This is a genomic window from Aliiglaciecola lipolytica E3 (assembly GCF_000314975.1).
Taxonomy (GTDB): domain Bacteria; phylum Pseudomonadota; class Gammaproteobacteria; order Enterobacterales; family Alteromonadaceae; genus Aliiglaciecola; species Aliiglaciecola lipolytica.
In genome coordinates this window covers 19673-35984 of sequence record NZ_BAEN01000064.1, presented here as the reverse complement: position 1 = coordinate 35984, position 16312 = coordinate 19673, and the positions used below count along the sequence as shown (strand labels likewise).

Genomic DNA, 16312 nt, shown 5'->3' with positions numbered 1-16312 from the left:
TTTAGCCGACGTTAAAAATCCGCTAAACTTTGTTTTCAGTAATCCATCGATCCGAGGCATTCTACCCTAGGGATCCATGGGATGCACGTTTTGTTGCAAATCACCTAATCGTGATACCTGGCACTTGCATTTTAAGCCGCAATTTATGAATTGAATCGTAACATGCGGAAATTTATATACTTAATCGATCTTATAGGACTCAAATATACATGCCCATCGATCCCCAAGCGATAAAACTTTCCACAGATGTGCCAGAAACGTTAGTTGGTAAACGGTTAGATCAAGCTTTAGCTGAATTGTTCCCTGATTATTCAAGATCTCGCTTAAAAGAATGGATTTTGGCTGGAAATGTGAGTTTAAACGGTACCGTATGTGATAAACCAAGAGAAAAAGTGTTTGGTGGAGAACAAGTTTCTTTAGATGCTGTGCTGGAAAAGCAAGAAAATCATGTAGCGCAAAATATCGAATTAAATATCGTTTATGAAGATGAACATATCTTAGTCATTAATAAGCCAACGGATTTGGTTGTCCATCCTGGAGCAGGTAATGCCGACGGAACAGTATTAAACGCTCTATTGAGTCATGCACCTGAAGTAGCTAGTGTGCCGCGGGCAGGCATTGTTCATCGTCTCGATAAAGACACCACAGGCCTGATGGTTGTCGCTAAAACGGTGCCAGCACAAACCCACTTAGTCGAGCAATTACAAGCCCGTGAAATTAGTCGTGAATATGAAGCTGTTGTGTATGGCACTATGGTCGCTGGTGGGATTGTTGATGCCCCTATTGGCCGCCACCCTACTAAACGAACAAGTATGGCAGTGCGAGAAACGGGAAAACCAGCCGCTACACATTACCGTATTAAACAAAAATTTAGGGCACATACCCATCTTAGATTAAAGTTGGAAACGGGCAGAACTCACCAAATTCGTGTGCATATGTCTCATCTTCGTTATCCATTGGTTGGAGATGCGCTATACGGCGGTAGACCACGTTTACCTAAAGCGTGTTCTGAAGCGATGATTAACATGTTACGCGGGTTCAAGCGTCAGGCGCTACATGCTATTCAGCTAGAGTTAGCGCATCCTACGACCGGCGAGTGGATGAGTTGGCAGGCACCATTACCAGATGACATGGTTAAGTTACTTTCCGTACTAAAAGAAGACACCGCCGAACACGGGTTTGATGATGATTGATACTGTATTAAGTAGCCCAATAAGAACGCCTCATTGGGATCTACCCGCTGGGGTTAAGGCTTTTTATACGACACGTAAGGGAGGCGCGAGCCAGCCACCTTATGACAGTAACAATTTGGCCGCACATGTAGGCGACAATCCTGCTGACGTGCAATCTAATCGGGGTAACTTACCTCTATCTGAATCCACCGCATGGCTAACCCAAGTGCATGGTAAACGTTGTATTCGAATTACTGAGGATTACTTTTTACCGTTGGAGTCTGCCAAAGCGGATGCTAGTTTTACCACTGAGAAAAATATGGTTTGTGCTGTCATGACGGCAGATTGTTTGCCTATCTTGGTCGCAGATACTGCAGGTAGTTGCGTTGCAGCAATTCATGCAGGCTGGCGCGGATTAGCCAACGGCATAATCGAAAATACAATTCATTCCATGGGAATACCAGCTAACCAGTTAATGGTATGGATAGGCCCCCATATTTCACAACGGCACTTTCAAGTATCTGAAGATTTAAAACAGGTATTCTCAGAATACCCTGAAGCGTTTAAAAAAGATGCAGAACCAGGCAAGTACCTGTGCAGTTTGGCGCATATTGCAGGGCACATTTGTAAATCTATGCAAGTCAATAGTGTCATTGAAAGTGGTATCTGTACCTATGTTCACCATTCTGACTTTTATTCACACCGATTCGCTCAACATAACGGTCAAACTCATACAGGTCGTTTTGTTTGTGGCATTTATCTACAATAAATTTCCTATTTTTCATAGCATTACCCAAATTTGGGGGATGTTTATGCACATCAAATTGCTGATCTGGATCAATCTATATTCAAATCCTGCTTGAATTGACGATTAAAAGTACCCATTAAATTGGTAAATCATTTTCGAGGAAATTTTATGCGATTAGATAGATTTACCAGTAAATTTCAGATGGCAATCTCTGACGCACAATCTATTGCATTGGGTAGAGATCATCAATATATCGATCCAGTGCACTTGATGACAGCCTTACTTAACCAACAAGGGGGATCAATTCGGCCCTTGTTTGATAGTGTTGGAGTTAATGTCAATGTATTACGTTCTTCACTTGCTGAAGCTATAGAAAGGTTACCGCGTGTCGATGGTATAGGCGGTGATGTACAATTGAGTAAAGACTCGATTGTATTGCTAAATTTGAGCGACAAAATTGCTCAGAAGCGAAAAGATGAATATATCAGTTCTGAAGTATTTGTTTTGGCAGCTTTGGAGGATAAAGGCAAATTAGGTGATATATTTCGCCAGTTAGGGATCACTCAACCTCAAATAGAAAAAGGGATTGAGACCATGCGTGGTGGTCAGAAAGTCACGGACCCTAATGCTGAGGATGTGCGCCAAGCACTGGAAAAATATACGACAGATTTAACTGAGCGTGCTGAACAAGGCAAGTTAGATCCCGTTATCGGTCGGGATGATGAGATACGTCGTACCATTCAAGTTTTACAACGTCGAACCAAAAATAATCCAGTATTAATTGGTGAGCCTGGTGTGGGTAAAACCGCTATCGCAGAAGGGCTAGCGCAGCGCATTATCAACTCTGAAGTACCTGAAGGGCTTAAAAATAAACGTGTATTGTCATTAGACATGGGATCCTTGGTGGCAGGAGCTAAGTTTCGAGGAGAATTTGAAGAGCGTTTGAAAGCCGTGTTGAATGAGCTATCCAAAGAAGAGGGTAGAGTCATATTATTCATCGATGAATTGCACACTATGGTTGGTGCTGGTAAAGGTGAAGGAGCAATGGATGCCGGTAATATGCTCAAACCTGCTTTAGCCCGCGGAGAGTTGCATTGCGTGGGGGCGACGACCTTGGATGAGTATCGTCAATACATTGAAAAAGATGCAGCATTAGAGCGTCGTTTTCAAAAAGTGCTGGTGGATCAGCCCAGCGTCGAAGACACGATTGCTATTCTACGAGGCTTAAAAGAACGTTACGAGCTGCATCATTCTGTTGATATTACTGATCCCGCTATTGTGGCAGCTGCTTCGCTGTCGCATCGGTATATTTCAGATAGACAGTTACCAGACAAGGCAATTGATTTGATCGATGAAGCCGCGTCTAGTATCCGCTTACAAATGGATTCTAAGCCAGAAGACATGGATCGCCTTGAACGCCGAATTATTCAGTTAAAACTGGAAGAACAAGCGCTTTCGAAAGAGAAGGATGAGGCCAGTCAGAAACGCCTGGAATTGATTGAACTGGAGCGTGAGCAAGCGGAAAATAAATTCGCTGAATTTGAAGCTATTTGGCAAGCGGAAAAAAGTGCGATGCAAGGCACACAACATATTAAGTCTGAACTTGAACAGGCAAAACTTGATATGGAAATAGCGCGACGGGCGTCAGATCTAAACCGCATGTCGGAGCTTCAATATGGCCGAATTCCAGAGCTTGAGTTAAAGCTCGAACAAGCATCAGAAGCAGAGCAAACCGAAACGCAATTGTTGAAAAACAAGGTGACTGAAATCGAAATAGCTGATGTGCTTTCGCGTTGGACCGGAATTCCGGTAAACAAAATGCTGGAAGGTGAAAAAGATAAACTTTTGCGCATGGAAGAGTCATTACAAAATAGAGTAATTGGCCAGACGGAAGCTGTAAATGCAGTAAGCAACGCTATTCGCCGTTCACGGGCTGGGTTGTCTGATCCGAATAGACCGATTGGTTCTTTTTTGTTTTTAGGTCCAACTGGTGTCGGTAAAACTGAACTGTGTAAAGCGCTTGCTGGTTTTATGTTTGATACTGAGCAGGCCATGGTACGTATTGATATGTCAGAATTTATGGAAAAGCACGCTGTTTCTCGATTAGTGGGTGCTCCTCCAGGTTATGTCGGATATGAAGAAGGGGGTTACTTAACCGAAGCGGTTAGACGGAAGCCTTATTCAGTTATATTGTTAGATGAAGTGGAAAAAGCTCATCCAGATGTATTCAATATTTTGTTGCAGGTATTGGATGATGGACGATTAACAGATGGTCAAGGACGTACAGTAGATTTCAAAAACACTGTGATTATCATGACCTCGAATATTGGCTCTGATGTGATTCAAGACAAACATCAAGAGAGTCAGTACGAGGAAATGAAAGAGTTGGTGATGCGCACGGTTGAGCAACAATTCCGCCCTGAGTTTATTAACCGCATTGATGATGTGGTGGTATTCCATCCACTCGGGTTAGAACAAATTAAAGCAATAGCCAAAATACAACTTTTATCATTGCGTCAAAGGTTACTGGAAAAAGGCTTTAAGTTGGAGTTGTCACAGGCCGCGTTGGAGAAGATTGCGCTTGCTGGTTTCGATCCTGTTTATGGGGCAAGGCCACTCAAACGAGCAATTCAGATGGAAATCGAAAACCCATTGGCACAACGCTTATTAGCAGGCGATATGGCATTGGATAGTACAATTCGAATCGACGCAAAAGATGATGAGTTAACGATTAATTAGTGTTGTATCGTTGATTAGGTAACAACTTAATTTAATGAAGATAAAACGCCGACTTTGATGTCGGCGTTTTTTGTATTACTTTAGCTGTGTTCTCAGTGCCTCAGCTTGATCTTTTTCCATAAATTCTTGATTTGAATTAAGAGCTCTATCCAGTGAATGTTTAGCTTCGGATGTTCTTCCCAACTTTTGCAATGTATAGGCTAAGTGATATTGATTTGACGGATCATTAGAATTCATCGCGAATGATTTTCGTAATATCGTCAATCCTTCTTCAAAATTTCCTTGTAAGGATTTAATCCAACCTTGGGTATCATATAGTGCAGCATCCTCAACGCCAAGCTTCAGAGCTTCATTAATATATTCGCTGGCTTGTTGCAAATCTCGACTTATATAAATGTTTGCCAAGTTATTCAACATATATGCTTTATTTGGTAAAGCGTCGACGGTGATTAACTTTTTATAGTGTGGTAATGCTTCTTCCAAACGCTTCTGATTCACATAAAAATCAGCTAGCATATTTCGCTGAAAGTGCTGGTCCGGATTCTGTTCTAATAAACTCAACACTAAGTTTTCAAATTTATCTTTATTTACTCCTCTGGATGCCAATTGATAAAGTTTAAACAATGCGCTGCGGTCCATGCTGTTTACCTCTAAAGCACGAAGGTAGTCTTCTGAGCCAGCTGCTAAATTTGCTGCGGCTACATTTACATCACCTGACAAAATAAACAACTTTGATTCCTGAGGGTTCGACTTCAACCATTTGTCGAGCATGTCTCTGGCTTTATCTAAGTCATTAGTAGATAAGTGCATCCGGATATATTCAGTTGCTAGAAACAGGCTGTCAGGGAGTATCTCATAGGCGGAAACAATGCTTTGTTTGGCATTATCAAATAAACCTGCTTTAAACTGAAGCTTACTCAATTCAACTAAGCCAACTGGATCGTCTTGTACCATATAACTGATTTTTTTGAGCTCACGTTCAGCGCGATCAAGTTGTTTTAATGCGATGTACAAGTCCACACGACGCATTTGGTAAACAGCAGCGTCAGGTTCAGTTTTAATTGCAACATTTAATTGTCTAATCGCCTTTTCTAGCTCACCTTGCTGGGTATAAATCGTTGCTAATAATTCGAGTGCATTGAGGTTACTAATGTCTTTTTGTAATACTCGCTGTAAGTTTTTAATTGCTTTCTCTTGATTATCTGCATTTAACTGGCAACGAGCTAAAAGCGTCAGAATACTCACTTGATCTGGTTGAATTGCGTTGAGTTTCTCTGCTATTTCTAGCGCCGCTTTATGTTCACCTCGGGAGCTTAATAGATTCGCTTTATTATATTGAGCGGAGAAATGTTCACTATTGATAGCTAACGCTTTATCTAAAAAGACTTCTGCTTGTGCATAGTCGCGCAGGCGAATTTGAATTGCCGCTTTTAAATTTAAAAAATCAATATTATCAGGTGCTGCTTCAAGTAAAAAATCTGCAATTTCATCAGCTTCCTGCACTTTGCCCATTTGCATAAACAATTCACTACGCATAATAATAAAGCGAATATTATTTTGAGCATATTTAGACTGATTTAGTTGTGCTAAAGCTTGCTCCAGTTTGCCGCGAGCTTTTAGGGTTTTTATTTCTAATAAAGCTACATCCGGATTATCAGGATACTGCTCATTTAATTTTTCACTGATCTCCACGGCCTTGAATACTTTATCGTTTGCTAAGTATAAATCGGCCAGCAACAATGCATTGTCGAGTTTAACCATTAGCGCTCTTTCGTGACGCTGCATTGCTTCTAAAGCTGGTTTTGGTTCGTTTAACTTTACATGTGTTTGCGCAAGCAAAGCGACAGCTTCAACATTATTGGGAACAAAATTGAGGTACTGAATAAAAAATGACTTCGCTTGAACATAATTTTGCAAAGCAAAAGCAGATAAAGCACTGACGTAAAAAAGAGAAGGATCTTCTTGCAGCGCCTCTTCACTTAGTCCCGCTAACTGTGCGCTGAGATTTTCGAGTTCTCTAGCGGCATCGTCACTCATTTGGTTTTTAGCCAAAAGCCATGCTTTCATCAACATCCCTGTAGGATCACCAGGCGTTTGCTGCAAAATTTCATCCAGCAATTGCTTAGCCGATTCGGTATCTTGATTTTGCAAATGAGCAGTGACCAATGAACGCTTTACAATTGGGTCATCTGAGTCTAATGCATAGCTTTGTTTGTAATACTTAATCGCTTCATCTAGTTTTTTTTGATACAAAAAAAGATCGCCAAAAATGCGCAAGGTTTGAGTGTTTTCTGGCTCCAGTTCAATTGATAATTCTAAATAGGATTTTGCTTTTTCGAACTTTTCGTCACGCATTTCTAGGGAAGCTAACGCGTTCAGTGTTCTAATATTGGCAGGGTCATTTTTTAACGCTAATTCATAGCCTTGTCTTGCAGCCTCGACATTTTTCAAATTTAAGTGAGCTGTGGCTACGATAATTTGCCATTCATTGAAACTTTTAGGCGTAAGATTTTTAAATTCACTATCGATGATTTTTTCATTTTGCTTAGTGTATAGCCATACTTTTCCCAATGTATCTACGACTAAACTTGGGTCGGCTCCCATTGCTAAAGCTTCTTCTAATATTTCTTCTGATTCATACATATAGCCGCTAATTAGTAAAACCTTTCCCATCAGGATTTTAGCGGGCAAGTTATCTTCATTCTTTTGTAAGCTGTTTTTAAGATGTATATAAGCAGTTTCAAAATCTTTTTCTTCAAATGACGCTAACGCCTTTTCGTAATATTCACTGCTGTTTTGTGCAATAGCTGGACTACCTACTGAAAGCAGCGTAGCTAACATTACAATTTTGGCCAATTTCACCACGTAAGATCTCTCTATTTATTGTGTTACTAAAGGACAATACCAATTCATGGAGAACGACAACTAATCAATTGGCATTGTGATAAAATTTGCTAACAAGATACCGCAAAGCTAAATGACTTTATACCGCTAGCCATTAATATTGTGCGAGTATTTTATTCAATTTCACTGAATTTTGGACATAAAAAAAGACGGCGAACCGTCTTTTTTTGCATAAGAAATCTTTTAAGCAGATAGTTTACGTCTGAAAACCGCAACCATACCGGCTAATAAAAGTGCAAAAGTAGCTGGTTCTGGTACTTGAGTCTGCGAGTCACCTTTACGGGTGTACAGTTTTTTGATTTTTACAGAGTCCCAGTTGCTATCGCCTGCATTTCCAGAAAATACAGAGTTGTAAACACCCACTAACCAATATTTTGATTCAAACCCTGGAGAGATATTCGCAGTGTTGGTGCCAATATTAAATTTGTCAGTTTGGTAACCCCAACCATCAGACATCAAATCGCTCCATTTGGTGCTTGATGAAAATGGTGTAGAGCCAAGAGAGCCAGTTCCTGTGTAGCCTAAAATACTGACGTCTGAATCATTGCTAGTCCATCCAGCTCTCACACCAGTCAATTCGACTGCAGTATCGAACTCGAACAACACCATGTCGTAATCAATCCAACCAGTGTTGCTACCTTTGTTATCTACTGCGTGATGAGGGGAACTATCTCCTTCATCTAAATTAATGGCTCCAAGACCACTTCCGTTGTACTGAGTCAATGTTGCACGTTCAATGAACGGGTCTTGATCATAGGCAACGTTGCCGCTGTTACATTCTGGACCGGTTCCACATGATGACTGATGACCGTATGATGGATTGCCACTTGAGGACCATGCGGTCGCCGTTACACCAATCGTGCCTTCGGTTAGATTAACTTCGTTGCCGCTGACGTTTGCCGAACTACTGCTTGAACCAAAATTCCAAGTCTGCGTAGTATAGGTAGTCGTGCCGGCTGCAGCATAACCTGCAAACGTTAATGCGAAAATTCCTACTATTGATCTTTTAATCATCTTTTTTGTCCTACAACTCTAAAACTCGATGGCTTTTGGCCAACTAATGGTCGTTGTTAAGCAAAATCAAGACCATAATTAAAAAATGTATATGTTTCAGTGTATTAACTCATTTCAAATGGTGCGCTAACATTGTGTTGTAAAAATACTGGACACCAAAAAATTTACCCTGTGCACGATTTGCGACTAATAAAAATCAGGTAACAAATGCATACTATTTAATTAATTTAACAGATTAAATTAATTAAATAGTATGCATTCTTCGGTATAGGTATAACGTGATGAACGTATGAAAATTTAAATAAAGGATTCCCTTAACCACAAAAACACAGCAATTTATGTTTGCTTAGTATTTTGTGCTAAATAGGGACTATGCTATCTTGTGCGCTCATTTTGAAGGGGGAATAATGTCAGAATCTAAACGCAAAGGTATTTATTTATTGCCAAATTTGCTGACCACAGCGGGTTTGTTTTCTGGATTTTATGCAGTAGTTGCTTCTATGAACGGCAGGTTTGAAGCTGCTGCAGTAGCAATATTTATTGCAATGATATTTGATGGCCTTGATGGTCGAGTCGCGCGTATGACAAATACGCAAAGCGAGTTTGGAGCTGAATATGACTCCATGGCCGATATGGTCTCATTCGGTATGGCACCAGCATTGGTCGCTTACAACTGGGGACTAAGTGACTTAGGCAAAATCGGTTGGCTAGCAGCATTTATCTATGTTGCAGGAGCTGCATTGAGGTTAGCCAGATTCAATACTCAGTTAGGGGTTGCAGATAAGCGTTTTTTCCAAGGTCTAGCAAGCCCGGCTGCCGCAGCGCTTGTTGCAGGTATGGTTTGGGTCGGTGTCGAGTATGAAGTTAATGGTGATGACTTTGGTATAGTAGTTGCGTTTATTACTGGATTAGCTGGTTTGTTAATGGTCAGCAATTTTAAATATAACTCCTTCAAAGAAGTGGATTGGCATGGAAAAGTGCCCTTTGTCGGCATTTTAATCGTTATGTTAATTTTTGTTATTGTTGCCACCGCACCTTCTTTAGTCTTGTTTTTGGTCTTTGCTCTTTATGCTTTAGCAGGCCCAATTAACACCTTTAGAAGTGTAGATAAAGTTAGATTGGAAGATGTAGTAGGTGATCATGAAGAGTCGGATGCAGATTTTTCAGATTCGCCTGATAAGTCGTCAGATATTGAGAAATAAATGACGGTTTCACTGTCAAAAAATTTAACGATCTGAAAAGTCATATTCTTTAGTTAAATATTAAATTACTGATTATTATAATAAAAATAAGTTGGTTCAGTAATTGCTTCACTAAGTGGCAGAGGTCACGCTGGTTAGTTTGTGACCGGCGTATAACAATAAAAATATGAACGGCATCGTTTAAAACAATAATTAAGGTTCACTAGTATGAAGTATTTGAAAAAAGTTTTGCTCGCAACAGGTCTTATCGCTACTACTTTAGGTATGTCACTTTCAGCAAACGCTGGGGCGATCATTCAACAAGATATCTACGCAAATGTTGAATTCGCTGATTTTAACCCTTTCGGTATCACTGAAGGTCCGCAAATGATAGGTTCGGTAACCTACAATACTGATCTTGCTGACGATGCTGGATTTTTATTTAATGAAGGCGTTGAACTAGATCTTTCAGTTGGCTCACTAATGTTAAGCATGGCTGACAGTGAAAGCGTGCAATATGATTTACCGGTTGTAGCTGGATTTAACCCGTTTGACCCGTTCGCAGGTTTAGATTTTATGATTGAAGTATTCAATCTATATGGTGATATGCCTGATTATGTATTAACACTAGATATCAGCTCTTTTGGTGGTTTTTTGCTTCTTGATGAGGTTTTTTATGACCAAAATGGTGGTGTAGAAGACGTGTTTGAAATTGTATTTGGTGAAACAACGCTAGGTGAAGTGACTTATGTTCCAGAGCCTTCAGCTCTAGTGCTAATGCTTGCTGGTTTAGGTTTGTTAGTGCGCAGAAAAGTCGCTGCTAAATAAACTAATCTTCTAGAAATTTATATTTAAAAAGCCTGGCGACTGTCAGGTTTTTTTTTGAGCTTGTTTTCACCATACTGTGCCAAAAGAAGGGGGGCTAAACGTCAATTAAAAGTCGATTCATTGTGGCGCGCTTGTTGCAATTCCAAGGTTTATATTAATAACCGTCAAAAAATTGTTTATGGAACTTGCAGGCTACCTTAATCGAGTCGACAAAAATCAAGTAAAAAGCTTTATGAATGGTGTAGGTGCACCGCTAGTATTGTTAGCTATTATGGGCATGGTTATTTTGCCAATGCCTGCATTCCTATTAGATATCCTCTTTAGCTTTAATATTGCCTTGTCATTGATGGTCATTTTGGTATCCGTTTTTACTAAGAAACCTGTTGAATTTGGTATTTTTCCTTTAGTACTTTTGATTGCTACCGTTTTACGTCTGGCTTTAAACGTCGCTTCCACGCGTATTGTTTTGCTAGAAGGCCACGAAGGTGGAGACGCCGCCGGTAAAGTTATTCAGGCCTTTGGTGAAGTTGTCATCGGTGGTAACTATGCGGTGGGTATAGTGGTATTTGCTATCTTGTTGATAATCAATTTTAAAGTGGTTACCGCCGGTGCCGGTCGAATTTCGGAAGTCAGCGCACGTTTTACTCTAGACGCTATGCCAGGTAAACAAATGGCAATTGATGCGGATTTGAACGCAGGTTATATCGATCAAGATGAGGCTCGAAAAAGACGCTTGGAAATAACCAGCGAAGCAGATTTTTATGGATCTATGGACGGTGCCTCAAAATTTGTGAAAGGTGACGCGGTTGCGGGCCTTTTTATTATGTTGATCAACATTGTTGGTGGCCTATTTATTGGCATTATTCAACATGATCTAGCCTTCAGTGAAGCCATTGAAATTTACACCATTTTGACCATAGGTGACGGGTTAGTCGCTCAAATTCCTTCTTTATTACTCTCTGTTGCGACAGCAATTATCGTCACCCGTGAAAATGATTCACAAGAAATGGGGCACGAAATGAAGCGTCAATTGGGCAACCAAAAAGCGCTTTATGTCACTTCTGGAATTTTGTTTGTAATGGGGATTGTTCCTGGCATGCCGCATTTAGCCTTTTTAGGCTTCAGCGCTTTTGTGGGGGGGGTTGCTTATTACAATGTGTGGAATGCTAAACGACAAGCTGCCGAGCCTCAAGTGTTGGAAAATGTGCCAGAACAAGCTCAACCGCAGGAAATAAAAGAGCTGGGATGGGATGATGTACAGCATGTCGATACGATTGGCTTGGAAGTTGGATATAGATTAATACCTTTGGTGGATAAAACTCAAGGTGGCGAATTATTGACTCGAATTAAAGGGGTACGTAAAAAGTTATCGCAAGAGTTGGGATTCTTGATTCCACCTGTGCACATTCGTGACAACCTCGATTTGAATCCAAATAGTTATACTATCTCAATGCTAGGCGTCACCGTTGGTGATGCTGAAATCAGCCATGATGATGAATTAGCCATCAATCCAGGCCAAGTTTTTGGCAAATTGGAAGGGAAAGCCACTCGAGATCCTGCTTTTGGATTAGAAGCTGTGTGGATTCGTCCACAACAACGAGAGCACGCACAAACACTTGGATATACAGTGGTAGATGCAGCTACTGTAGTTGCTACGCATCTTAGTCAATTGCTTACAAATAACGCATATCAGTTATTAGGGCATGAAGAAGTACAACAACTGTTAGATATTTTGGCAAAAAATAGCCCCAAATTAGTGGAAGGTTTGGTGCCTGACATTTTACCCTTAAGTACCGTGGTAAAAGTGTTGCAAACTCTTTTATACGAAGGTGTGCCTATTCGAGACATGCGTAGCATAGTACAAACATTATGTGAGTATGGTCCTAAGACGCAAGATCCAGATGTATTGGTTTCTGCGGTAAGAATTTCGTTAAAACGTCTTATCGTTCAGGAAATTAATAATAATGAACGTGAATTGCCGGTTATCACTTTAGCTCCTGATTTAGAACAAATGCTACATCAGTCCTTACAAGCCGGCGGAGACGACGGTGCTGGAATTGAGCCTGGATTGGCTGAAAAACTACAAAACTCGCTTACCGAAGCGTCACAACAGCGTGAACTTGAGGGCGAGCCAGCGGTTCTGCTGACATCAGGAATGTTGAGACCTGTGTTATCTAAATTCTTCAAACATTCCGTTATGGGATTACACGTTTTGTCCTATCAAGAAATTCCAAGTGATAAACAAATTCGAATTGTTAGTGCAGTAGGTCAATAAAATGACGGTAACTAAATTTATTAAACAACCAATGCTTCTTTGGGGGGCAATGTGAAAATCAGACGCTTTATCGGAAAAGACATGCGCGATGCGTTAAATCAAGTTAAAAAGGAACTTGGTGGAGATGCCGTTATTATGTCAAATAAAAAGACTTCGGAAGGAATCGAAATTGTAGCCGCTTATGATCAGGCAAACCCCGAACCTGTCAATGTTCCTAGCTTTCAAATACCGAAAAAAGCACAGGCTGAAAAGGGCTCAAATGCAAATTATCGACAGGTTCAGTCGACTCACCAAACTGCAACAAAATCGCAACAGGTTGCTTCTGAAGGAAAGAGTGTACCGAGTCTAAGTGAAATAATAGGTGATTCAGGTCCGGATAGTCTGCGTGAACTATTGGAAAAGCAAAATGCAGACTCTACTCAAACGTCAAATGATAATAGCTTTACTAACCGCCCCGTAAAAAGCACAAATGAAGAAGTAGCTTCTTCGTCAGCAATTAACGATATTCGTAACGAATTAAATTCACTACGCAACGTATTACAATTCCAGGTGTCTGGTTTAATTAAACAAGAGCGCCAGCGAGCAAACCCATTGCACGGATATTTGACGTCGAGACTGACCGAAATGGGAATTAGTCATCATATTGCAAACGAAATAGTTTCTTACACGCCAGAAGATGCTGATGAAAGACAATCCTGGTTGTTTTTACTTAAACTTTTGGCTAATAGAATTCAAACCACAGGTAATGCTATTTTGGCTGAGAAAGGGGTAGTCGCGCTAGTAGGACCAACCGGAACAGGCAAAACGACAACCATCGCAAAATTAGCCGCCAGAGCCGCTCAAAAATACGGTGCAGAGCATGTAGCCATGGTGACAATTGATTCATATCGTATCGCCGCTTATGAACAATTAGCTACTTATGGAAAAATTATTGGCTGCAATGTAAAAAAAGCGCAAAATGCGGAAGAATTGTCGGATATACTCTATCAATTACGCAACAAACGTTTGGTATTGATTGATACAGCGGGATTTGGTCAAAGAGATTCCCGTTTAATCAAACAGTTAGATACCTTGAATCAGCATTCATGTGCTAATATCAAGAAGTATGTTGTAATCCAAGCAAATGCACAATATAAAGTGCTGGAACATACACTCGATGCATTTAAAGCGATAGATTTGCAAGGATGTATTTTAACTAAGCTAGATGAGAGTTATAGTCTCGGCGAAGCTTTGAGTGTGGCAATTGAACATAAATTGGCCGTTAGCTATTTGACGGACGGACAACGCGTCCCAGAAGATATTAAAGTTGCAGATGCAAAGTTTTTAATCTCTGCAGCGGCTAAACTTTATAAAAAATATGGTTTGATCCATACTGCTAAGTCAGAACAAAAACATCCGGCAATGGCAATATGATTGACGACCAAGCGAGTAGCTTAAGACGAATGAATCAATCTCGATTAATTAAAGTGATTGCGGTAACCGGTGGTAAAGGTGGTGTAGGTAAAACTAACATCACTTTGAATACGGCTATCTCGATGGCTAAAATGGGCAAGCGCGTCATGGTTTTAGACGCTGACTTAGGTTTGGCAAATGTCGACGTAATGCTAGGCTTGCGAGTGGAAAAAAACTTATCCCATGTATTATCTGGTGAATGCACCTTGGATGAAGTGCTGGTGGTAGGGCCTCACGGTATATTAATTGCTCCGGCAACATCGGGTACACAATCAATGACTGAACTGACTGCAACTGAGCATGCAGGTTTGATTCGTGCATTCAGCGAATTACGTACAAATATTGATGTACTGATAGTTGATACTGCAGCGGGTATTTCCGATATGGTGCTCAGTTTTTCACGAGCATCACAAGATATCATGATGGTTGTGTGTGATGAACCTACCTCATTAACGGATGCTTACGCATTGATAAAATTGCTCAATCGTGAACATGGTGTATTCCGTTTTAAAATTGTTGCCAATATGGTGCGCAACATGCGCGAAGGGCAAGAATTGTTTGCTAAATTATCTAAAGTAACCAATCGGTTCCTAGATGTGGCCTTAGAATTGGTTGCGACTATTCCATACGATGAAAATATTCGTAAGTCTGTGCGCAAGCAAAAAGCGATAGTTGATGCATTTCCAGGATCACCAGCATCGGTGGCGATCAAAGGGTTGGCAGAAAAAGCAATTCATTGGCCCATACCCAATCAACCAGGTGGTCACTTAGAATTTTTCTTAGAACAACTTGTTGTCGAAAAAATGGCAGGTGGGCAAAAGTGATTAGAAAGGCGGCAGCTTATCAACAACAAGCCGATATGGCTCAACTTGTAGAAAGACATGCTTCCTTGGTTAAGCGTATTGCGCATCACTTATTAGCGCGATTACCGGCCAGTGTGCTGGTGGATGATCTCATTCAATCTGGCATGATTGGTTTGTTAGAAGCGGCTAAAAACTTTGATGGTTCCAAGGGGGCAAGTTTTGAAACTTTCGCCGGAATTCGAATTCGTGGCGCTATGTTAGATGAAATTCGTAAAGGCGATTGGACACCGAGGTCAGTGCATAAAAATGGCCGAGCAATTACTGAAGCAATTAATCAAGTAGAACGAGAAACTGGCAGAGACGCAAGAGATACCGATATCGCAGAAAAGCTAGAAGTCACACTCTCCGAATATCACCAGATGTTAAATGAAGTTAACGCTGGAAAAATTATTGGTATTGAGGACTTAGGCATAACTGAAGATGTCATAGCGACTGAGCAAAATAAAGGCAGTGACACCCCGTTTCAAGATTTATTGCAAGGTTCATTTCAAAAAGCCTTGGCTCATGCTATTACTACACTACCTGAGCGAGAAGCAATTGTTCTATCTTTGTATTATGATGAAGAGTTGAATCTCAGGGAAATTGGTGAAGTACTTGAAGTTAGTGAATCAAGAGTAAGCCAAATTCATAGTCAAGCAATGTTAAAATTGAAAAATAAAATGCAGTCTTGGCGAGTTAACGAAGAATAATTAAACACCATTTGATTTAATCCTCATTGGAGGCAGTTTTGGATAAAAATATGAAAATTCTCGTTGTTGATGATTTTTCAACAATGCGACGTATCATCAAGAATTTACTTAAGGATCTCGGATTTACCAGTATTCAGGAGGCTGATGACGGTAACACTGCATTACCAATGTTGCAGCAAGGCGACTTTGATTTTGTGGTAACAGATTGGAACATGCCTGGTATGCAAGGCATTGATTTACTGCGCGCAATCCGAGCAGATGATAATTTAAAACATTTGCCTGTTTTGATGGTAACCGCGGAAGCGAAAAAGGAGCAAATTGTGGCAGCAGCGCAGGCTGGTGTTAACGGTTATGTCGTTAAACCTTTTACAGCGGCTACACTTAAAGAAAAGTTAGACAAAATTTTCGAGAGACTGGGTTAAGACATAACCTGTAACAGAAATTAGG

The 16312-nt window shown here is 40.6% G+C and carries 12 protein-coding genes; 10 read left to right on the top strand and 2 right to left on the bottom strand.

The window, feature by feature from the left end; translation table 11 throughout:
• Positions 1-209: 209 nt before the first annotated feature.
• The 3 genes from rluD to clpB all read left to right on the top strand — a co-directional run bounded on the left by rluD (position 210) and on the right by clpB (position 4659).
• Complete coding sequence (gene rluD / locus GLIP_RS15885; protein ID WP_008845687.1) at positions 210-1193, top strand: 23S rRNA pseudouridine(1911/1915/1917) synthase RluD; 984 nt, start codon at positions 210-212, stop codon at positions 1191-1193.
• Entirely contained in the window at positions 1186-1941 is a 756-nt protein-coding gene (gene pgeF, locus GLIP_RS15880) for a peptidoglycan editing factor PgeF (protein ID WP_008845686.1), read from the top strand. The genes rluD and pgeF overlap by 8 nt, the downstream gene beginning before the upstream one ends.
• 147 nt (positions 1942-2088) lie before the next feature.
• Positions 2089-4659: an ATP-dependent chaperone ClpB gene (gene clpB / locus GLIP_RS15875; protein ID WP_008845685.1), complete on the top strand. Its 2571-nt coding sequence runs from the start codon at positions 2089-2091 to the stop codon at positions 4657-4659.
• A 75-nt stretch (positions 4660-4734) separates the two neighbouring features.
• Here clpB and prsT read toward each other — a convergent pair whose 3' ends face one another.
• On the bottom strand, positions 4735-7515 hold the full coding sequence (gene prsT / locus GLIP_RS15870) for an XrtA/PEP-CTERM system TPR-repeat protein PrsT (protein ID WP_153886355.1): 2781 nt from the start codon (positions 7513-7515) through the stop codon (positions 4735-4737).
• Between the two features lie 231 nt (positions 7516-7746).
• Positions 7747-8577, bottom strand: a complete 831-nt coding sequence (gene xdp1 / locus GLIP_RS15865) for an exosortase-dependent surface protein XDP1 (RefSeq protein ID WP_008845683.1) — start codon at positions 8575-8577, stop codon at positions 7747-7749.
• Positions 8578-8984: 407 nt separating this feature from the next.
• On the opposite strand from xdp1, the gene pssA reads away from it, so the two are divergent.
• The 7 genes from pssA to cheY all read left to right on the top strand — a co-directional run bounded on the left by pssA (position 8985) and on the right by cheY (position 16287).
• Positions 8985-9779, top strand: a complete 795-nt coding sequence (gene pssA / locus GLIP_RS15860) for a CDP-diacylglycerol--serine O-phosphatidyltransferase (RefSeq protein ID WP_008845682.1) — start codon at positions 8985-8987, stop codon at positions 9777-9779.
• Between the two features lie 207 nt (positions 9780-9986).
• Positions 9987-10586 carry a PEP-CTERM sorting domain-containing protein gene (locus GLIP_RS15855; RefSeq protein ID WP_008845681.1) on the top strand — a complete coding sequence of 200 codons (600 nt, stop codon included), beginning with the start codon at positions 9987-9989 and terminating at the stop codon, positions 10584-10586.
• Positions 10587-10764: 178 nt separating this feature from the next.
• On the top strand, positions 10765-12861 hold the full coding sequence (gene flhA / locus GLIP_RS15850) for a flagellar biosynthesis protein FlhA (RefSeq protein ID WP_008845680.1): 2097 nt from the start codon (positions 10765-10767) through the stop codon (positions 12859-12861).
• A gap of 51 nt (positions 12862-12912) precedes the next feature.
• Entirely contained in the window at positions 12913-14274 is a 1362-nt protein-coding gene (gene flhF / locus GLIP_RS15845; protein ID WP_040523251.1) for a flagellar biosynthesis protein FlhF, read from the top strand.
• Positions 14271-15137: a MinD/ParA family protein gene (locus tag GLIP_RS15840; protein WP_008845678.1), complete on the top strand. Its 867-nt coding sequence runs from the start codon at positions 14271-14273 to the stop codon at positions 15135-15137. Before flhF ends, GLIP_RS15840 begins: the two co-directional genes overlap by 4 nt.
• Positions 15134-15865: an RNA polymerase sigma factor FliA gene (locus GLIP_RS15835; protein WP_008845677.1), complete on the top strand. Its 732-nt coding sequence runs from the start codon at positions 15134-15136 to the stop codon at positions 15863-15865. Before GLIP_RS15840 ends, GLIP_RS15835 begins: the two co-directional genes overlap by 4 nt.
• Before the next feature lie 38 nt (positions 15866-15903).
• Positions 15904-16287 (top strand): chemotaxis response regulator CheY, encoded by a 384-nt coding sequence (gene cheY, locus GLIP_RS15830; RefSeq protein WP_008845676.1) that lies wholly within the window; start codon positions 15904-15906, stop codon positions 16285-16287.
• The last annotated feature ends 25 nt before the right edge of the window (positions 16288-16312 follow it).

Excerpts from the sequence above, each read along its gene's own strand:
- GLIP_RS15855 (WP_008845681.1), top strand. The coding sequence starts at position 9,987 with ATGAAGTATTTGAAAAAAGTTTTGCTCGCAACAGGTCTTATCGCTACT.
- pgeF (WP_008845686.1), top strand. The coding sequence starts at position 1,186 with ATGATTGATACTGTATTAAGTAGCCCAATAAGAACGCCTCATTGGGAT.
- pssA (WP_008845682.1), top strand. The coding sequence starts at position 8,985 with ATGTCAGAATCTAAACGCAAAGGTATTTATTTATTGCCAAATTTGCTG.
- xdp1 (WP_008845683.1), bottom strand. The coding sequence starts at position 8,577 with ATGATTAAAAGATCAATAGTAGGAATTTTCGCATTAACGTTTGCAGGT.
- clpB (WP_008845685.1), top strand. The coding sequence starts at position 2,089 with ATGCGATTAGATAGATTTACCAGTAAATTTCAGATGGCAATCTCTGAC.
- GLIP_RS15840 (WP_008845678.1), top strand. The coding sequence starts at position 14,271 with ATGATTGACGACCAAGCGAGTAGCTTAAGACGAATGAATCAATCTCGA.
- rluD (WP_008845687.1), top strand. The coding sequence starts at position 210 with ATGCCCATCGATCCCCAAGCGATAAAACTTTCCACAGATGTGCCAGAA.
- flhA (WP_008845680.1), top strand. The coding sequence starts at position 10,765 with ATGGAACTTGCAGGCTACCTTAATCGAGTCGACAAAAATCAAGTAAAA.